Source organism: Tardiphaga sp. GW821-FHT12E02 (genome assembly GCF_058807155.1).
The window spans coordinates 1-19287 of sequence record NZ_JBXAQK010000002.1; the positions used below are offsets into that span (position 1 = coordinate 1).

Here is a 19287-nt window from a genome sequence, read left to right on the forward strand (position 1 = left end):
CCATGGTCTCCCGCATCGCACAAGGAGTCGTCGATGCAGGACATGGAACAAGCTATCCGCGAGCGCGCCTATCACATCTGGAACGATGCCGGTCGTCCGGAGGGCGATTCGGAGTCGTTCTGGCTGAACGCCCAGCGCGAGCTGATCGCGGAATCGCTGGCGCAGATCGCCAATATCAAGGCCGCAGCACCGAAGAAGGCTACCCGCGCGAAGGCGACGTCGCCGAGGAAGCGCAAAGTCGCCTGAGCGGCCACGTTTGTGTCCTATCGGCGCTCGAAGGGCAGGCGGTGAGCCATCTTCCAGGGGCCGCTGAGATATTCCCAGACCAGAAGCCCGAGCACTTCGCCGTCGCGTGGGGTGAAACCACTATCGAGCGTCCTAAACAGATCGCGGGCCTCCTTGGGAGGCACCTTATTCTGGACCGTCACGTGGGGCGACCAATGTTGTGTGTCCTGACGCGAAAATCCGTCGACCATTTCGTCCCTGAGATCTTGCCGCAATCGCTCCAGTTCGCCTGATGTGGCGCGGATCGCGCTGCCGAAGCCCAGGAAGGTGACGCCGGAAAACGCGATCTTCATCGGGCCTGATGGAAGCGGGATCGCGAGCAGGCGCCCGATGTGCAGCGGCGATAACCGATGAAACATTGTGAGATGAGCAGACAGGACGTTCCGCTCCGGTGGAAAATGCGCTCGTCGTAGGCCATCCAGCCACGCAAAACTCTCTGCATCCAGTTCGGCTGTCAGAATGAATGCGGGGCGGTGCTATCGGTCATCGCTAGATCGGCAATCCGAGTTGTTCGGCCTCGTCATCGTTACGTTGCAGCGACGACAGCGAAACGCCCAGCAATCGAACCGCCTTAGGTATCGGCGAGACGCCCCTCAGCAACTGGGTGGCGGCGCGCTCCAGGTCGTCGCGGCTACTGATCGTAGCGTCCGTCGAGCGGCTCCGCGACACGATCTCGAAATCGAAGAACTTGACCTTCAACGTGACGGTACGCCCTCGATTTCCGGTCGATTCGCAGTGGCGCCAGACCTTGTCGATGAGTGGCTGCAGCGCTTCGATCATGGCGTCGAGCTCCGTCAAATCCTCGAAAAAGGTGTTTTCGGCGCCGACGGACTTCCGAATTCGGTTGGCACGAACCGGCCGCTCGTCGATGCCGCGCGAGATCCAGTAGTAGTAGGTCCCCGACTTCCCGAAATGAGCTTCGAGGAACGCTCGGGTGTGATTGCGGATATCGAGCCCGGTCCGGATGCCGAGCGCGTTGAACTTGGTCGCGGTCGCGGGGCCGATGCCGTGGAACTTGCCGACAGCGAGGTTCTCGACGAACGCTGGGCCCATTTCCGGAGAGATGACGTATTGGCCGTTGGGCTTGCGGTGATCCGAGGCGAGCTTGGCGAGGAACTTGTTGTAGGAGATCCCGGCCGAAGCGTTGAGACCGGTCTGCTCCTTGATCTTCGCGCGGATCTTCAGCGCGATGTCGCGGGCCAACGGGATGTTCTGCAGGTTCTCGGTGACGTCCAGGTACGCTTCATCCAGCGATAGAGGCTCGATCACCGGCGTATGCTCGGCGAAGATCTCGCGTATCTGCTGGCTGATCGCCTTGTAGACCTCGAAGCGCGGTTTCACGAAGATCAGGTCCGGGCATTGTCGTCTGGCCGTGACCGAGGGCATCGCCGAGCGGACGCCGAACTTACGTGCTTCGTAGCTCGCCGCGGCCACGACCCCCCGCTCCCGTGATCCTCCGACCGCGACGGGCTTTCCGCGAAGGTCCGGATTGTCCCGTTGCTCGACGGACGCGTAGAAGGCGTCCATGTCGACATGTATGATCTTGCGGGGCTGAGCCGCGATCGGTCTATCATCGGTGTCGGTCTCTAGCATTCCGGCTGAACTCGCTTCGGTTACGCGTCCGTTCCGGATTGGAAGCTGAAGCCGATCAATGCGAACAGGCAGGCCACGCTGAAGCCGTGCATCGAGATGATGGATCGATATTCGGCGACGCTGTATGTCGCGAGCGGCGGTCCGACAGCGGGGTCTAGCAGGAAGTAGGCGGCGAACGGCAGTGTCAACACGACGAGCATCACGTATCGTTCGCCGGGTCTGAACAGCAGCGCTGCCAGCAACACGCAGGGCAGCAGGAAGAGTTCGACGCCGGTTTCGGTTCCGATCAGTTTGACGGCAAGTATACCGTTCAGCGTTCCGATCGTTGGCAGCAGAGCACGGCCCAACATGGAGTTGCGTCTGGAGAGTGCAGGGACGATCGCGAACACTGGCATCGTGATGAGCGTGATCCACGCTGGCCAGGCGGACTCGCCGACGATGGCGTGCAGATACAATGGATAGAACGGCTGGTTGCCCGCGATGACGAGTGCGACCGTGTTGGCAAGCGCCACGCGCGGGTCGGGGCTGGCCTTGTAGGCTCGGAGGGCGTTCAGCAGGGAGATCAGCACTGATGTCTTTCGTCGTTCGGGAGATCATGCGCGAAAGCACGGGTCATTCTTCGGAGACGCCATCGTTCTTCACGCCACGGGCGACGATCTGCAACGCGCCGTCGAGCAGCGGTCGCTGCAAGTCCTTGGCTTCGTCCCAAGGAGCGCTCATCCAGACGTCGACCTCTTCCGGCTTCGTGAGGATCACGGGCATCGCCTTCGGATGAACGGCATGCACCTCGGCATTGGGATCCGTCGTCAGGAACGCAAACAGATGGTTGGTGGTTTCGCCCTCCTTGATAATCCGGACCGATGTCCAATTCGTCCAGAGACCGGCGAAGCAGACGAGAGGCCTGGTCTCGTCGAGCGCGAACCACACGTCGAGTTTCGCGACCTTGTCGAACTCGCTGAACGACGAGAACGGCACGATGCAGCGGTGCTCGACGCCGAACCACCGCTTCCAGTGCTTGCTCGTCGTGTTCCGGATGTTGGTCGTGCCCTTGTCGGGCTCCATCCGGAGCAGTTCCTTGAAGTCGTATTGCCTGCCCTTCGCCGCGAGCTTCTCTGCACGCGTCGTCGCCTTCTTGAATATCGCCTGCGATGACGAGGGCATGCCCCAGCGTAGCATCGCGAGCTCACGACCGCCGTCGGCGTTCCGGACGATCGGCGCCATCCTGTCGGGAAAGATGCCCGGCATGGAAGGCAGGTTGCCGGTCGAGTCCTTCGTGACCGCGAAGAGCTGCCGGATCGCGTCCTGCGCTCTCGTCATCGAATAGAGGTTGCACACCGGCGGTATCCTTTTGCTCGTGGATCGAGCGCGAAAAATTTATGTCAGCGCAATTCGTCAGCGGATTCAATCGACTGAGGAAAATCGACTATCGAGCGCGGCGAAAGCCGCGTTGACTCCTGCTTCATCTATAGAACATATCATGAACAATCAATTCAGCATCGGGATCACGGCGAATGAGAGGGGCCGCATCGGACGTTCTGGCCGATCTGCGCGCGCGTGTTGGACGACTGGAGGGCGCGACCACACGAAAGCGGTCCGTTCTGCCGTTCGGGGTGAAAGCGATCGACCAAAAGCTGCCTGATGGAGGGCTTGCGATCGGCGCGCTCCACGAAGTCGCTGGCGGCGGCAATGGGGCCGTCGATGGCGCTGCGGCTGCATTGTTCGCGGCGGGGATCGCAGCGCGGACGAAGGGCCAGGTCCTTTGGTGCGTCACGCGGCATGACTTGTTCGCCGCAGCACTTGCTCAAGCCGGCCTGGCGCCGGAGCGTGTGATCTACGTCGAGACGGGCGACGAGAAGGCGCTGCTGGCGAGCTTCGAGGAGGGTGCACGACACGGTGGTCTCGGAGCAGTGGTCGCTGAGGTTTCGCGCTTGTCGATGACTTCGTCGCGCCGCCTCCATCTAGCGGCGGAAGCTTCCGGAACGATGGCGATCGCCGTGCGGCGTTGGCGGCGTCAGACGGAAGCGGCTGATTTCGGCCAGCCGACCTCGTCGGTCACGCGGTGGCGGGTCTCGGCGCTCCCGTCCGAGGTGTTGCCGGTCCCGGGCGTCGGCCGGGCCAGATGGCTTCTTGAACTGATCCGATGCCGCGCCGGAGAAAGTGCGGATTTCGTTGTGGAAGCCTGCGATGCCGAGGGTCGTCTCGATCTACCTGCCGACCTGGCCGATCGATCGCATGATGCGGGCGATGGGCGCCGCCGCGCCTGATTGCGCTAAACCGCTCGTCCTCGTCGGCCAGCACGGCCGCCAACGGATCGTGACCGCCGTCAACGCCGCTGCGGCCGTCGTCGGCCTACGGGCGGGGATGCCGGGGACCAAGGCGCATGCTCTCGTTCCGGATCTCATCGTGCAGCACGCCGATCTTGACGCGGATGCCAAGGCACTCGACCGGCTGGCTGCGTGGGCGCTGCGCTATTCGCCTGTAGTGGCGACCGATGCGTCGGACGGTCTCGTCATGGACACCACGGGAGCCGACCATCTGCATGGTGGCGAGGCCGTGATGGCCGCTGACGTCGGAAGGCGGCTGCGCCAGGCAGGCATCCTGGCAAAAGTCGCGATATCGGATGCCTGGGGCGCTTCGCATGCCTTGGCGCGCTTCGCTGCCGACGAGAGCATGGTGTCGCCAGCGGGGACCGCGCAAGAAGCTGTCGAGCGGTTGCCGATCGCGGCGCTACGTCTGCCTGCGGACATCGTGCGTGATCTCCGTAAATTGGGCTTCGAGCGTATCCATAATCTGCTGGCGGCACCGCGGGCCCCGCTGGCGCTGCGGTTCGGGCCTCTGGTCGGGCGAAGGCTCGATCAGGCCGTCGGGCAGGCCTCGGAGCCGATCGATCCGATCCGGCCAGCGGAGATGATCGAGGTTAAGCGGACCTTCGTCGAGCCGATCGGCGCCGCGGAGACCATCGCGCGCTATGTCGGCAAGCTGGTCGTGCAATTGAGCGCCGCGCTGGAGGAGCGCGGGCTCGGCGCTCTCCGTGTCGATCTCGTCTGTCATCTCGTCGACGGTCGCATCGAGGCCGCCAGGGTTGGCACGGCGCAGCCGGTCAGGAGCGTGCAGCGTCTTACGCGCCTGTTATGCGACAAGATCGAAACGATCGATCCCGGCTTCGGCATCGAAATGCTGCGGCTTGCGGCGACGTCGGTACAGCCCTTCGCGACCGTGCAGTCGAGCTCGTCGTTGATAGAAGCCGCGCCGCCGGACGTCACGGATCTCGTTGATATCCTCGCCAACCGGCTGGGTTCACGATCGCTGTTCCGGATGGCGCCGGCGCAGAGCGACGTTCCGGAACGCGCCTTCGTGCGCGTGGCCGCGAACGCGCCTGCGACTGCGATCGTCTGGCCGTCCGAATGGCCGCGGCCTTCGCGGTTGCTGCCGTCTCCGGAGCCGATTCAGACCGTGGCTCTCCTTCCGGATCATCCGCCGGTGAGCTTCACCTGGCGGGGTATTCGCCGGCGGGTGAAGCGTGCGGACGGTCCGGAACGGGTGTTCGGAGAGTGGTGGAAGCGCGATGCCGAACTCGCCGCTGTCCGCGACTACTTCCGCGTCGAGGACGAGGGCGGCGAGCGGTTCTGGATCTACCGCGCCGGCGACGGAGAGGACGCCGCGACCGGATCCCATAATTGGTATCTGCATGGGATCTTCGCATGACGGCGCGGTATGCCGAGCTCCAATGCACGTCGCACTTCTCGTTCCTGCGCGGAGCGAGTTCGGCTGAAGAGATATTCGCCCAGGCCGCCATTCTCGGCATCGAGGCGGTCGCGATCGCCGACCGCAACACAATGGCCGGAATCGTCCGGGCCCATGAGGCAGCGAAGGCGACCGGCACGCGTCTGATCGTCGGCTGCCGGTTGGATCTCGTCGATGGGACGTCGCTGCTCGTCTATCCGACCGATCGTCCAGCATATTCTCGGCTCTGTCGCCTGCTGTCGATCGGCAAGAAGCGGGGCGGCAAAGCGAAATGCGTGCTCGAATGGACAGATGTCGTCGATTGGCAGGAGGGGGTCATCGCGGTCCTCGTTCCGGATCAGGCCGACGACGCCTGCGCGCTGCGGCTCCGGAGGCTGCGGGACGTGTTCGGCGACCGCGCCCATCTGGCGCTCACGCTGCGCCGGCGCCCGAACGATCAGTTGCGGCTGCATGAGCTCTCTAGCCTGGCGCAGCGCTACCGCGTGCCCACGGTGGTGACCAACGACGTGCTGTTCCACGACCGGTCGCGGCGTATCCTGCAGGACGTCGTGACGTGCATCCGCCACGGCGTCACGATCGACGAGGCCGGCTTCCGGCGCGAACGCCACGCGGACCGATACCTGAAGCCGCCCGAGGAGATGACACGCCTTTTCACGCGCTATCCGGAAGCGGTGGACCGCACGGTCGAGATCGCGAACCGCTGCCGGTTCAGCCTGGACGAGCTCGCCTACCAGTATCCGGAAGAGCGCACGATGCCGGGCCTGACGCCGCAGCAGGCCTTGGAGCAACTGACCTGGGAGGGGGCCGCGGGCCGATACCCGGAAGGGCTTCCGGACGAAGTCGTCGGTAAGTTAAAACACGAACTGCGCCTGATCGAGCGCATGGACTACGCGCCGTACTTCCTGACGGTGAATTCGATCGTCCGCTTCGCCCGCAGCCGCGACATCCTCTGCCAGGGGCGCGGCTCGGCGGCGAACTCCGCCGTCTGCTTCGTGCTCGGCATCACCTCGATCGATCCAGGCCGCAACGATCTGCTTTTCGAGCGCTTCGTATCCGAGGAGCGCCGCGAGCCGCCGGACATCGATGTCGACTTCGAACACGAACGCCGCGAGATCGTGATGCAGTGGGTCTACGAGACCTACGGCCGCAATCACGCGGCCCTTTGTTCGACGGTCATCCGATATCGGGCCAAAGGCGCGCTGCGCGACGTCGGCAAGGCGCTGGGGCTGACCGAAGACCTCATCAAGATGCTGTCGTCGCAGGTCTGGGGATGGTCGGAGGAGGGCGTCGAAGCCAAGCACGCCGAGGAGCTCAATCTCAATCTTGGAGACCGCCGGCTTCGCCTTGCGCTGGAGCTTGCCCGCGAACTGATAGGGGCTCCGCGACATCTCTCGCAGCACCCGGGCGGCTTCGTGCTGACGCACGACCGGCTCGACGAGCTGGTGCCGATCGAGCCTGCCGCCATGGTCGATCGCCAAGTGATTGAATGGGACAAGGACGACATCGACGCGCTGAAATTCATGAAGGTCGATATCCTGGCGCTGGGCATGTTGACCTGCATGAAGCGGGCTTTCGGGTTTCTGAAGGACAAGAAAGGCATCGAACTGGATCTCGCGACGATCCCGTCGGAGTGTCCGAAGACCTACGCCATGATCCGGCGGGCGGATACGCTCGGGACCTTTCAGATCGAGAGCCGCGCGCAGATGTCGATGCTGCCGCGGATGAAGCCGAGGACCTTCTACGACTTGGTCATCGAGGTCGCCATCGTGCGGCCCGGCCCGATCCAGGGCGACATGGTCCATCCCTACTTGCGCCGCCGGGAGGGGAAAGAGGAGGTCGTCTATCCCAAGCCTGAGCTTGAGAAGGTACTCGGCAAGACGCTCGGCGTGCCCCTGTTCCAGGAACAGGCGATGCGCGTCGCCATCGAATGCGCCGGCTTCACGCCGGGCGAGGCCGATCAGTTGCGCCGCGCGATGGCGACGTTCAAGTTCACTGGCGGTGTCTCCAGGTTCAAGGCCAAGCTCATCGACGGCATGGTGGAGCGGGGCTACGACCAGCAGTTCGCCGAACGCACCTTCGGCCAACTCGAAGGGTTCGGCAGCTACGGTTTTCCGGAAAGCCACGCGGCATCTTTCGCATTGATTGCCTACGCGTCGTCGTGGATGAAGTGCCACCATCCGGACGTATTCTGCGCCTCGCTACTGAACGCGCAACCGATGGGCTTCTACGCGCCGGCGCAGATCGTGCGCGACGCCCGCGAGCACGATGTCGAGATCCGGCCGGTCTGCATCAACGCGTCGAGATGGGATTGCACGCTGGAGCCGGCACGCGACGAGATGTTCGCCGTCCGCTTGGGTCTCCGCATGGTGCGTGGATTGGCGAATAAGGATGCCGCGGCCGTCGTCGCGGTCCGTGCCGACCAACCGTTCTCGTCGATCGACGACCTCTGGCGCCGGACCGGCGTCCCTGTCTCGTCGTTGGTGGAGATCGCGGAAGCCGACGGGATGCGCGAAAGTCTCGGTTTGGCGAGGCGGGAGGCGCTATGGGCGATCAAGGCACTGCGTGACGAGCCGCTGGAGCTCTTCGCTGCCGCTGCCGAACGCGAGCGTCGTACGGTCGCGGAGATCGTCGAGCCCGAAGTCGAGCTGTCGCCGATGACCGCCGGCAGCGAGGTCGTCGAGGACTATCGGCACGTGGGCCTTACGTTGCGTGCTCATCCGGTCGCATTCCTGCGCGAAGAGCTGACCGCAAGGCACATCGTCAACTGCGCGGATGCGATGTGTGCCCGCGACGGCAAGTGGCTGACGGCGGCCGGTATCGTCCTCGTCCGGCAGAAGCCTGGCTCGGCCAAGGGCGTCATGTTCATCACGATCGAGGACGAAAGCGGCGTTGCTAACCTCGTCATCTGGCCGTCGCTGTACGAACAGCAGCGCCGGATCATCCTCGGCGCATCGATGATCGCCGTCCAAGGACGCATCCAACGGGAGGGAGAAGTCGTCCATCTGGTGGCGCGGCAATTGACCGACCTGTCGTTGGATCTCGCCGGGGTCAGCGATCGCGAAGAGAGATTTACGCTGCCCCACGGTCGCGGCGACGAATTCCATCACGGCGGCTCGCCCGACGCGCGCGGCCTGCCGCCGAAGGGGCTTCGCACGCGCGACATCTATATTCCGGACCTTCACATCGACAGCCTACGTTTCAAACCGCGAAATTTTCGGTGATAGGACGCCCGCTCGTGGCACAAAGCGGCCATACATGACGCGGTACATGTCGAAAAAGGATCGTGGGAAATCGGTGCAGGTTTGGGAACGTGCGCTCGCGCGCGTGTCGCTTAAGGAGTTAAAGAACACGTTCCTGGCGTCTGATCCTGCTATTAAGTCCGAGACAAAGCCCAGGGAGTAAAACCTACCATCGTACTTTTCGGCAAGGATACCCAGTTCACTGTCAAATAGGGCGTCCGCAAATAACCTTCCAGGTCAGAAATCCCTTAAGGTTTGCGATCAAAAGCGCCGACCGACTTGAGATTAGCGCGGACTTGGCGGACGCCGTCGAACTGCTTGCCCAACGATCTCGCTTTTTTCTGCACCGAAGCCGTTCCGCGATTGAGGGCGGCGGCGGCACGCATCAGGGTCGCGGCTTCTTTAATCAATTGAAGCAGATGTGCGATGTCTTCTTCGGTCCATCTGCGAGTGATCGGCTGTTTCGGCATACTATGTTTTCGGTGGCTTCAATTCGCTCGCAAGCCAGCCCTTGGCTTGCTCCATCGGATCTGGCTCAATTATCGCCTGGACAAAGCTGCATTGCGGGCACTTGTAGGCGTGCGCCACATAGCTGCTCTTGTCAGGGGCCGAACGTACCCACGCGGAAAGCGAGCCGCATTTTGGACAGGGCGGGGTGCGTAGGCGTGGCATGAAACAGTATTAGGGGACTGTCGATGGCGATCCCAGTCCAGACGGGCGACATCCGAACTTTGCCTGGATGGATTGAGATGCGAGAGCGCCGAGTGCCGCTGTCTCTTCAGACAACCGTCTTTGAATGTATGACCGTTCTAAATCCGTCAGTTCGGTTCTCAGAATGCGATTGTAGCGAGCGATGTTGTTTCGATATGTACGCGTTCGGGCCAAAATCTCATCGGTCATCATCGTCACCAGACGTGTATACGGGTTTGCCTTTTGTGTGGGCCATAGACGGCCGAGCAGTAATTTATAACTTGATCAAACGCCGTCAAGATTCAGATTTTGGTTTGCAGGACGACACCCACGGATCATTTTGACGCCTGTGATGGATTTCTGGAAAACGGCGTCCTGTGTGGAAGCGACGATGCATACGATCTGCCCACTCATGCAACGCGACAGCTTCTACGCCGGCTGAAATCAATGCCCGAAGTCAGACCGCGACTGGAATGTCCTCAATGACGGGCGGTATTTCCGTGTCGCGTTCCCGACACTCAATTTCAGTTCTGCCTCCGTCAATCGCGTGAGGCATCAGGTGGTGACCGCGCTGCTCGGAGCAGAATGATGCTTCTTTGTCGAGGAGGCTAGAGGCAGGCCTTGCTCCGCAGAGACAATCAATCTCGCCGCAACCAAGGCAGTCGAGAATCTCCGGCGTTAACATTCTCGTTAGGTCGGTTGTCTTGCCAGATTGAAGGCCGTTCGCTTCGGGCAATAGGAACGGAAGTTCTTTGATACTCTTCTGCCAAAGCGACGATATGTTTACGCCGCTTTGGTTCGCTGATGTTCAAGTAAGCAACAATGAGCTTCAGGGCCTCGTCATCAGACGCTCGGCCAAAATTCCACATGTTCCCACTCCCACGCCCTATAATGGCGCTTCAGTGGGCCAACCTGGCAAGCGCACGGTATCCCGCCAAATCCTATTCGCAAGTTAAAAATGTTCTGCTCGTCGAAAATGGGCGAGTGTCCGGTAGATGACTCATCTTCGCTGCGAGGTCGCAATTTCGATTCGCTTCGGTCTTCAAGCAAGCTTGCATCATCAAAGCACTGCAATGACGACCCTAGGGCGGAACACTGCGCGGCGGCGTCAGTCATTGCGATACGACAGCTATTTTGAAACTAGTGTTGTTGTCCGGGCGGATTGTGCCCGACAGTCCTCGCATTGGAGGCGCTCAACCTGTTTGTCGGATCGCTTAGGGTGAGGACCGCGTCGATAAGCGATCATTCGGCCTCCGCATTTTCCGCACGTCTCGCCACTTTGGGGCGCTTGTGAAGTGTTCACTGTTTATCGGCCTTCGCCGCCATGCGTTCGGATTGTCTAGAGAATCGCTCCTTGTCTATCTCAGACTGGCCAAGTTGTTTGGTTTGAGCTGCGTCCATCACGGCGATGATTGCATCTGTATGTTCAACGCCCTCTCTGACCGCAACGGGCAACCGTCTATTGGGCAGAACCAAAAGCCAGCTCATCGATCTGAACTTCTCGTAACGGAGGGGATCATCGTGCGATCAAAGTGACCATCGATGTCCCGGCTAACGCGAAACATATACAAGCAAGCAGCCCAAGGCCGATGATCGTCTTTTCAAGGTTGCAGATCCGCCTTCCCCGGGTGGGCCTGCTCGCTCGAAACGCAAAACGCCTTTGGAGCTCATTTGTTCCGAGGCGGTCGGGGAGATGTGCTGCCACCAACGATAAGCGTGGGCCCGCGCTGACCGCGTTAAGGTAGTGAGCATAACGGCCAGAGAAGGTGGGACCCGAAAGCTCTCAGCACTGCTTCCGCGTTGTGCTGGACTAACCCGGCAAAAACTTAGAGGGACGACTGCATTATCCGCCGTTCCAGCCAAGGGATTTGCTTCAAGTTCGACCTTCCTATCTCACACGCCCGTGACTGCACTTGCCGGCAATACGCTGCGCGAATGTCGGACAGTCGCGTCCCCGCACATCCTGTAGCATGGCCGCTCATGGCGCAAAGCGGACGTCGAAGATCAATGTCGGCAAAGGTGTTCGATATCACGTCGCTTAAATCATCTTGACCTGCTTCCTGGTCGATTGTCTGGAGCAATCCTTGCTCAGGTTGAAGCAGACTCCAGATCTTTCATCTTTTGGATCATGAGAGGGTCGCGAAGTGCTGCGGGCGAGGTCAGAAGCTGATTAACTTCGAACATAAGCCGGTGAACTGACTCGTCATCGGCGGCGAGTCTCTGCAATTGGCGGCCGAAGTTAAGCCGATGCTCAAAGTTTTCAGGACGTTTACCGCGCGTTTTCGGATATACAAAATCGCCTTCAGCCGCCGTCCAGGGGGCTGCTAGGACGTTCGGAATTGCCGCAAAGTATGCAGAGGCTAGAGATGAAAGCGTGGACTGCTTGCCGATGTTTTCGTCGAGCAATCGTCTAAGAAGAACAGCTTGTTGTGCAGCCACAGTCATCCCTTGCCCTAGCGCGGGATTAAAGCGGCAGATTGCATCACCAAGCGGCAGAAGACCGTCAGGAAAGGTCGCAAGAGTGTCGAAGTTCCTGCGGATGCTCGAGGGAAAAACGAAGCGGTGGATCGGGCCTACCTGAACTGCGGTCCGAATTGCTTCGTACACCGTAGACGTCCGTAGGGATCTCGCAAATTCCATAAAGCCCATCGGATCATCGGGAGGCATATCTCCATGCATCCCGTTGAGAGAAACCTGCCAACGGTTGTTCTCGATCGGGAAGAGAAATGCGCCGCGGCCGCGTTCGAAATGGGGACGATGAATTAGGCCTCGCCAAGTGTGCGTCTCATTAGGAGGAATCTCGAATAGTGCTGTGGCGTAACTGACATCAATGCCAATTTCGATTTCCTCAGGCTTTGAAATGCCAAGTTTATCTAGAAGGTCGAGCGTTGGGCTGCCGCGCGACGACGCGTCGATAACTAGATCTGCGTTAAGCAGCTCCTGTCGACCATTCGCTCCGATATAGCGGACGGCGCAGACTGCAGAAGTGCCATCGAGCACTTCTAAGCCGAGGACCCGGCTCTGCGGTTGAAGTGCTATAATGTTATCGCGATGTACCGAGTGCCTGATCGCAGATTCCACCAAGGGTCTGCTCATGCAGAGCGTGTGATATCCCAAATCCCGCTGCGGCCAAGGATCGAGGCCTGGGGTTTCCAACAAAATATCAAATCCGACGCGCGTTCGAATTGCGCCAGCGGACTCAAGCTCCATTTCAATATCTGGGAAAAGCTCCTGTAGTGCATTCAATCCAGCTCTGAGGAGAAGGTGCGCCTGTCTGCAATGCGGCGTACCAATACGCGCTTCCGGGCCATCCGGCAAAGGATCCCGTTCGAGCACGGTGACCTTTTCAAAGTGCGCAGACAATGCTTTCGCGGCAGAAAGTCCTGCTATACCAGCACCAATGACTATGGCGTGTGAGCAGCGCATAGCTTCTCCAATATATGGTCTAAGGCGCACTGCAATCATTAAGAGAGGGGAGTAGGACCGAGCCGGTTCCCGTCGAAGCGCCTTTAAATGATCGATCAAAGCAATCGCGTCTATTCTAGCAATAGACGAAATGTCAGCGAATATTATTGGCACGTCAAGGCCAGTGGGAGCAGAAGGTAGATTAACAGCCTGCGCGGTTGTGAAAACCTATCCGCGAGAAGCGAGGGAAAGCGTATAGCTACAGATTTGAAATGGTCTTGTGCGGGGCTCGCGTCCGCTTCTGCGCAGTGCTGCCCCGGCATCATTGATGAATACAGGATGATCAAGACAAAAACCGGAGTGCTTGCAGACTTGTCGTCTCGAAGTATCACGCTAGGAACGATCGGTTGCTCGGGTAGGGTTAGACGCTGCCGACGGCGCTATCCCCAGTCACTCCCCGCCGCAACTCGTCATTCCGAGCCCGGCGTAGCTCAAGGTTTGTTGAGGCGGATACTCTGGCTTTAGTCGCTTGCACTTTCACTGCGGCCTCTGACCGCTTCAGCGTTTTGGCGACTTTGGCCACGGACCATCCGGCCACAAAGAGAGCGACCAGCTTCTCCCGCTCAGGTTCTGTCCATTTCCGTTTGGGTCTGAGAGTGATTATAGGAACGTTTGACACAGGCACATTCTAGCAAGGCCCGTCGCTAGTCGGCAAGACTTCGCGCCTTACCCATATGCTTGAAAGAAATCTCGTCGAGACAATAAACTGAGCCGAGATGTGCCTTCTGACGTCACCAACACCGAACCTATCCCATCATCGCCCCAGATCATGTGGCAGAATGGCTGGCTGGTTGTCCGTTGGGCATAGCACAAGCGGCCGATAATGGCGCAAAGCGGCTCTTCACATCGCTTATAGAGGTGGCGCGCACCGGGGTCCGTAAATTGTCGGAGCTGCTGCGATCCGCAGCCGCTCCGACGCGTGTGGGACGAGCCCGAAGGTCAGGCAGTCGCGGCCGTAGCGGTTGCGAGTCGCGATAGGAATGCAGCGGGCGACCCAGCATTGCGGTCAAGCGTTCGACGTCGCCCTGGTCCGGGATCAGGCCGTCGCTCACATAACGCTCGGCCATCAGGCGCATTTCATAGGCCATCCATGGCGGCATGAAGGTCGCCATGTTCTGCTCGAAACCGCTGGGATCGTCGCCGCCATAGACGATCGGGCGGCCCAGCGCTTCCGACCAGATCGCGGCGACGCTCGCGCCGGTCAGCGTATCCGGGCCGACCAGGTTGATGGTCTCGATCGGCAGCTTGCCCGGCGCCTGATCGCGGCGGATCAATTCGATCGCCGCCACCTCGGCGATGTCGCGGGCGTCGACCATGGCGATGCCCTTGCTGCCGATCGGGTTCGGATAGATTCCGTGGTTAAGGATGACGTCCTTGATCATCACTTCGTTGTCGATGAAGTAGGACGGCCGCAGGATCGTCGCGTTGAAATCCATCGCCTGCAGCATGCGCTCGGCGCCGGACTTCACGGCAAAATGCGGCACGTTGACCGAGCGATCGGCGTGCAGCACTGACAAATAGACCACTCGATCCACGCCGGCTTCGCGGGCGATATTCAGGGTGATGATCGCCTGGGTGAATTCGTCGCCGGTTACCGCGTTGAGCAGAAACAGCGTGCGAACGCCTTTGAACGCGGCGCGCAGCGCGCCGATGTCGAGCAGGTCGCCTTGAGCCACTTCGACATGGGCCGGGAAATTGGCTTTGGCGGGATCGCGGGTGAGCACCCGCACGCTGGCGCCGCGATCGACGAGTTGCTGCACAACGTGCCGGCCGACACGGCCCGTGGCGCCGATAACGAGAATGGTCATGGATTTCACTCCTGATTGAGAAAGCCGGAATGGCATGGCTCACAATATTGATCCATACTGATGCTAATAGCCGTCGAATCTGGACGTGCTGTCTCACAGGTGGAACGATATGGACCTGCTGGCCCTTGCCGATTTTAATCTGGTGGCCCGTCACGGCGGTTTTGGAAAAGCCGCCCGAGCGTCGCTTCGCCTCAAGGCGACCCTGTCGCGGCGCGTCGGGGAACTTGAGGCCAGCCTCAATCTGCGGCTGTTCGAGCGTAGCGCCCGCGCGCTGAAACTGACGCAGGAGGGACGCGCCCTCTATGAGCGGACCAGCGCCTTGTTGCTCGAACTGGACGAGACCGCGGCAACCATCGCGTCCGGTGGAACGAGGCCGCACGGGCGGTTGCGGATCAGTGCGCCGTTACTGTTCTCCCAGACGGCAATGGGCAAGATCGCCGGCGAGTTCGCGGTAAAATTCCCGGACGTCAGCCTCGAAGTCACGGCCGAGGATCGCGGCGTCGACATGATTGAGGAGGGCTATGATCTCGCGATCCGCGTCAATCCGGCACCGGATGAAAGCCTGGTCGGTCGCGTCTTCTTGCATGACCGTCTGATCGTTGTCGCAAGTCCATCCCTTGATCGCGGTGCCGGGGACGCGCCCATCCCGGCCATCGTTCGCGGCGGCAGCCATCTCGTCGAAACATGGGACGTGGTGACGCCCTCCGGCAAATCGCGGCTCACCGCGCATCCGATCCTCAGATTGTCGACGCTGCCGATGATCCGCGACGCCGTCCGTTCAGGCGCAGGCGCCGCGCGCCTTCCGGTCTCGCTGGTGAAGCACGACATCGCGGCCGGAAGGCTGCTGCATTGGGCGGACGTCGAGGGGCCGGAGATCGCCCTTTGGGCGCTCTATCCCTCCCGCCGCCTGCTCAGCGCGCGCGTATCGGCCTTCCTCGATTTTTTGAAGGCCGCGTTTCCAGAGGGAACGCCGGACGAACTTGCGAGCTACGTTAGCGACGGTTGATGGAAGTTGCGCATGACCGAGTAGAGTTAATCGATAGGCAGCTTCTGGCGCAAAGCGGACATTCTGCTTGCAAGTGCGATGGCTCGAGCGATGACAGATCGCCTCCCAATGTGTCGCATAACGTAAACGGCCTGCCGGTAAGGGAAGGCCGTTCGTCAAAGTTATCCGAGCGGTGTTACTCGACGATCTGCACAACGCGACGAGTGCGCGGATCGACCAGCACCGTGCGGTCATTCACGACGGTGTAGCGATATTCTCGCACCGACGCATAGTCATCTGGCACGTCGTAATAGGTCACGCCATCAGCTGGCAGCACGGTGCCGACGGCGACCGGTTCAGCATAGGTGTACGAACGGACGTTGCGGCCTCGGACATAGGTGCGGAAGCGGGGACGGTCGTCCACACCAAGCACGCCAGCTACGCCGCCGACAACCCCACCCACTGCCGCGCCGACCGCGGCGCCTACCGGACCAGCAGCGCGTTCGCCATCACGGGCGCCACGCTCCATGCCACCAGGGACGCCCTGAGCCATGACAAGCGAGCAGGTCGCCATCAGAACCGCGGCGGTCGCGAGAGTTTTGATATGATGAGACATTGCTGAACTCCTTGGATCAAAGATCCGTGCTTAAGTTGCGGTGCGGCACTTTGTTCCGGCAGCATACCGGTCATCTACAAAACGAAACGCCGCCGGACGACCGGCGGCGCTTGCGTTACCTCAGGAAGAGGATCAGCAGGATGATCGGAAGAGGGATTCCAAGTAACCAAAGAAGGATGGGCATAGCGAAGCTCCTGTTTGATAGAAATCAGCGACGACGCTTCCAAGTGCCGTCGCGAAGACCGCCGCCTTCCGTGGCGGCGAGACTTGCTGAGAAGGCGCCAATCAGCAAAGATGCGGTGAGCCAGAAAGCGAGTTGCATGGCGGCCTTGCGAGCAGCATCGGCAGCGGCCTTTGCGTCGTTGACGACATCAGTGACCCGCTTGTCGGCGTCAGCTTCGGACAGGCCAGTGCGGGCAGCGATGACCTTGACCACGTAGGAACGATCCGCCGGCTTAACTTCACCGCTGCGCAGGCTTGATGCAAAGATACGCGAAAACTCGCTGCGGCTGGCGTTTGAGTCACCATTGGGGGCAGGGGTGTTGGGACGAAGCAGCGTGTCAACGTAAGTATCGACCGGACCCGACTGAGAAGCGGCCGCAGTTGCACCTGCAGTTACGCCGGAAGCGGCGCCTCCAAGAATGGTGGAAGCAGGCGCCGCAAGCAGAATGGCGCCAAGAACGGTTGCGAATGACCAAGCCAGGAAGCCGTGGGCCGTGTCGCGGAAGTAAACCTCGTCGGTGTGCACACCGACCCAGCGCGACCGCAGACGGCCGGCCAGATACCCGCCGACGGACGACGAAATCATTGCAATCACCACCAGATACAAGCCCGTTGTAATTTTGAAAGTCGTGGCGGACGCGCCAGAATTGCCCCAGGGCGAAACGACCGAAAGGCCAAGGCCGGTGCCAAACGCCAGAAGGACGAGCGTCAACGCCAGCGACACAGTCGCGCCCGCGGCAACCGCAGGCCAGGATACGCCAGCCACTGCTGGCTCGTCGGAGCCGCCAGCCGGCGTCACTACCACAGTATCAATCATGCTTAGTCTCCCCACAGCTCCCAGCGAACTATCTGCCCATTCAAGATGCAATCGGGCTCAAAGTTCCCCGTCCTGCCTGCATTCGGAGAACGGCATGGAAAGAGCATGGCGCAGGTCCTACGGCCTGACATGTCCTAACCGTCCCAAACTGGTGAGGCAGAAGCGCCTCACCAGCAGGAGAGCTTACTTCTTCTTGTTCAGGTTCTGCGCCATCTCAAGGTGATGCTGCAGATGAGGCAACGTCTTGCCGGCCCAGTCCTTCAGCTTCGCATCATCGCCGCCCTTGGCGTAACGCTCGAACAAAGACACTGCGTCCTTGTGCGCACTCACCTGCATGGAGGCATAGTCGGCGTTGAAGTCTTCCGGCTTGGCGTCCTTGAGCTTATCGACCTTCGTTTGGTGAGTGTCATCAAGCGCCGGCGGGATCTCAGCCTTCACGCCGGAAGAGACCAGCGCCTTGAGTTCGGTCGAGGTTTTGGTGTGGTCGGTGATCATCTGCGCGGCAAAAGTCTTGGCGTCCGCATCACCGCGCTCCTGCGCGAGCTTGGCGGTTGCGATTTCGGTTAGGTCGCTGAGCGCGGCTTCCTTTACGAAATCGCCGGTGCTTGGCGCCACGCCGAGCAAGGAATTCACGCCGGTCTTCTCACCGACCGATTGAGCGGAAACGGCGGAGCTGAACGCGAGCGTCAGCACGGCAGCTGTTGCGAGCAAGAATTTGTTCATGAGAGCATTCCTCGGTACGACCAACACCTGTTTGCAACCGGAAATGTCCATTCACGAAGCTTGTTCCATTCCGCAAAAAAGCCCGGCGCGCCGGGGAATGCTGTGGGTTGGCGCGCCGGGAGCCAAGCAAAGCGGATGGGATCTACTGTGCCGACAATCCATATGATCATCCCTGCCGACTTCGGGCCAGCACTTTTGCTGAGAGCTGTGGACAGCATGCTGTTACACCAGCATGACGCGTTACGTTCTCTTAACGGTCGCAGGGCACCTTAACGCACGCTCGAAGATAGCCCATGATGAGATGACATCACCAGGAGGTTTAGTGTTTCGCGTTCTATATGTGAGCTCTGCGACAGATCCTTTTAGCGCCCAGGATTTGACCCGGCTTCTCGAGGAAGCCCGCCGCAACAACGCTGCGGCCAAAGTCACCGGCATGCTCGTGTATTGCAAAGGGGAATTTCTGCAGGCCCTCGAAGGGCCACCCGCCGCCGTCCGCGATACGTTCGCCCGCATCGAGCGGGACCAGCGGCACCGCGACATCCTCCAGCTGCAACGAGGAGACGCTGGCCGGCTGTTCTCCAACTGGGCGATGGGCTTCAGCAATCTGGACGGCCGCTCGGCAGGCCCCGGCCATGTGCAGGTCAACGACCGGCTTAACCTCCGACGCCTGGATGCGCTTGCCGCCCTCGACTTTCTGACCGCCAGCGCTGCGGAGCAGGATTGAACGATATCGGCGTTCGGCAATTCACACGGTGAAGATCGGGTAAGTCGCAGATCTCGCGTGAGGAATTCAATGTTTGTGGTCGAGGTGTTTGTGCCTCTTTGCGATGACGATGGCTGGGGCATCGGCAACGCGAAGGTCATCGAAGTACGGAGGCAGCTGTTTGACAAGTTCGGAGGGCTGACGGTCAAACCAAGATCTCCGTCGCAAGGCTACATCCGGGAAGGGACGTCGCCCGCCAAGGATGATCTCGTTGTGCTTGAAGTGACGGTGCCGAAGCTGGACCGCGCTTGGTGGGACGCATTCAAGGCAGATCTAGAACAAAGGTTTCGACAGCTCGAGATCCAAATCCGGGCCACGGAGCTCGACCGGCTCTGAC

General features: G+C 60.6%; 17 protein-coding genes and 1 pseudogene. 7 read left to right on the forward strand and 11 right to left on the reverse strand.

Annotation, left to right across the window (positions count from 1 at the left end; translation table 11 throughout):
- Nucleotides 1-246: DUF2934 domain-containing protein (locus tag AC1RQ5_RS27425; RefSeq protein WP_493203679.1), on the forward strand; the 246-nt coding region annotated here is incomplete at its 5' end.
- Nucleotides 247-263: 17 nt separating this feature from the next.
- Here AC1RQ5_RS27425 and AC1RQ5_RS27430 read toward each other — a convergent pair.
- From AC1RQ5_RS27430 to AC1RQ5_RS27445, 4 genes are read right to left on the reverse strand one after another with little or no spacing between them, the layout of a single operon-like run.
- Entirely contained in the window at nucleotides 264-746 is a 483-nt protein-coding gene (locus AC1RQ5_RS27430; protein ID WP_493204511.1) for a 2'-5' RNA ligase family protein, read from the reverse strand.
- 28 nt (nucleotides 747-774) lie between these two features.
- Nucleotides 775-1878 carry a DNA polymerase IV gene (dinB, locus tag AC1RQ5_RS27435; protein WP_493203681.1) on the reverse strand — a complete coding sequence of 368 codons (1104 nt, stop codon included), beginning with the start codon at nucleotides 1876-1878 and terminating at the stop codon, nucleotides 775-777.
- Nucleotides 1879-1898: 20 nt separating this feature from the next.
- Nucleotides 1899-2447: a hypothetical protein gene (locus AC1RQ5_RS27440; protein ID WP_493203682.1), complete on the reverse strand. Its 549-nt coding sequence runs from the start codon at nucleotides 2445-2447 to the stop codon at nucleotides 1899-1901.
- Between the two features lie 43 nt (nucleotides 2448-2490).
- Entirely contained in the window at nucleotides 2491-3213 is a 723-nt protein-coding gene (locus tag AC1RQ5_RS27445) for an SOS response-associated peptidase (RefSeq protein ID WP_493203684.1), read from the reverse strand.
- Between the two features lie 176 nt (nucleotides 3214-3389).
- Here AC1RQ5_RS27445 and AC1RQ5_RS27450 point away from each other — a divergent pair, with 176 nt between their 5' ends.
- From AC1RQ5_RS27450 to AC1RQ5_RS27460, 3 genes are read left to right on the forward strand one after another with little or no spacing between them, the layout of a single operon-like run.
- Entirely contained in the window at nucleotides 3390-4142 is a 753-nt protein-coding gene (locus AC1RQ5_RS27450) for an ImuA family protein (RefSeq protein WP_493203685.1), read from the forward strand.
- Nucleotides 4063-5583 carry a DUF6504 family protein gene (locus AC1RQ5_RS27455; RefSeq protein ID WP_493203687.1) on the forward strand — a complete coding sequence of 507 codons (1521 nt, stop codon included), beginning with the start codon at nucleotides 4063-4065 and terminating at the stop codon, nucleotides 5581-5583. The genes AC1RQ5_RS27450 and AC1RQ5_RS27455 overlap by 80 nt, the downstream gene beginning before the upstream one ends.
- Nucleotides 5580-8843 (forward strand): error-prone DNA polymerase, encoded by a 3264-nt coding sequence (locus tag AC1RQ5_RS27460; protein WP_493203689.1) that lies wholly within the window; start codon nucleotides 5580-5582, stop codon nucleotides 8841-8843. The genes AC1RQ5_RS27455 and AC1RQ5_RS27460 overlap by 4 nt, the downstream gene beginning before the upstream one ends.
- A 266-nt stretch (nucleotides 8844-9109) precedes the next feature.
- Here the strand turns inward: AC1RQ5_RS27460 and AC1RQ5_RS27465 are convergent, their stop codons facing one another.
- The 4 genes and pseudogenes from AC1RQ5_RS27465 to AC1RQ5_RS27480 form a co-directional block, all read right to left on the reverse strand.
- Nucleotides 9110-9331: a hypothetical protein gene (locus tag AC1RQ5_RS27465; protein WP_493203691.1), complete on the reverse strand. Its 222-nt coding sequence runs from the start codon at nucleotides 9329-9331 to the stop codon at nucleotides 9110-9112.
- Nucleotides 9332-10850: 1519 nt separating this feature from the next.
- Nucleotides 10851-11039 (reverse strand): hypothetical protein, encoded by a 189-nt coding sequence (locus AC1RQ5_RS27470; protein ID WP_493203692.1) that lies wholly within the window; start codon nucleotides 11037-11039, stop codon nucleotides 10851-10853.
- A gap of 600 nt (nucleotides 11040-11639) precedes the next feature.
- Nucleotides 11640-12977 carry an NAD(P)/FAD-dependent oxidoreductase gene (locus tag AC1RQ5_RS27475; RefSeq protein ID WP_493203694.1) on the reverse strand — a complete coding sequence of 446 codons (1338 nt, stop codon included), beginning with the start codon at nucleotides 12975-12977 and terminating at the stop codon, nucleotides 11640-11642.
- A gap of 1007 nt (nucleotides 12978-13984) precedes the next feature.
- Nucleotides 13985-14824 (reverse strand): annotated as a pseudogene (locus AC1RQ5_RS27480) (SDR family oxidoreductase); the annotation flags it as partial.
- Between the two features lie 109 nt (nucleotides 14825-14933).
- On the opposite strand from AC1RQ5_RS27480, the gene AC1RQ5_RS27485 reads away from it, so the two are divergent.
- Nucleotides 14934-15830: a LysR family transcriptional regulator gene (locus AC1RQ5_RS27485; RefSeq protein ID WP_493203696.1), complete on the forward strand. Its 897-nt coding sequence runs from the start codon at nucleotides 14934-14936 to the stop codon at nucleotides 15828-15830.
- A gap of 175 nt (nucleotides 15831-16005) precedes the next feature.
- Here the strand turns inward: AC1RQ5_RS27485 and AC1RQ5_RS27490 are convergent, their stop codons facing one another.
- The 3 genes from AC1RQ5_RS27490 to AC1RQ5_RS27500 form a co-directional block, all read right to left on the reverse strand.
- On the reverse strand, nucleotides 16006-16425 hold the full coding sequence (locus AC1RQ5_RS27490; protein WP_493203698.1) for a DUF1236 domain-containing protein: 420 nt from the start codon (nucleotides 16423-16425) through the stop codon (nucleotides 16006-16008).
- A gap of 208 nt (nucleotides 16426-16633) precedes the next feature.
- Nucleotides 16634-17464: a hypothetical protein gene (locus AC1RQ5_RS27495; protein ID WP_493203700.1), complete on the reverse strand. Its 831-nt coding sequence runs from the start codon at nucleotides 17462-17464 to the stop codon at nucleotides 16634-16636.
- A 183-nt stretch (nucleotides 17465-17647) separates the two neighbouring features.
- On the reverse strand, nucleotides 17648-18187 hold the full coding sequence (locus AC1RQ5_RS27500; RefSeq protein WP_493203702.1) for a DUF4142 domain-containing protein: 540 nt from the start codon (nucleotides 18185-18187) through the stop codon (nucleotides 17648-17650).
- A 301-nt stretch (nucleotides 18188-18488) separates the two neighbouring features.
- On the opposite strand from AC1RQ5_RS27500, the gene AC1RQ5_RS27505 reads away from it, so the two are divergent.
- Complete coding sequence (locus AC1RQ5_RS27505; RefSeq protein ID WP_493204513.1) at nucleotides 18489-18911, forward strand: BLUF domain-containing protein; 423 nt, start codon at nucleotides 18489-18491, stop codon at nucleotides 18909-18911.
- Nucleotides 18912-18980: 69 nt separating this feature from the next.
- Complete coding sequence (locus AC1RQ5_RS27510; RefSeq protein WP_493203704.1) at nucleotides 18981-19286, forward strand: hypothetical protein; 306 nt, start codon at nucleotides 18981-18983, stop codon at nucleotides 19284-19286.
- The last annotated feature ends 1 nt before the right edge of the window (nucleotide 19287 follow it).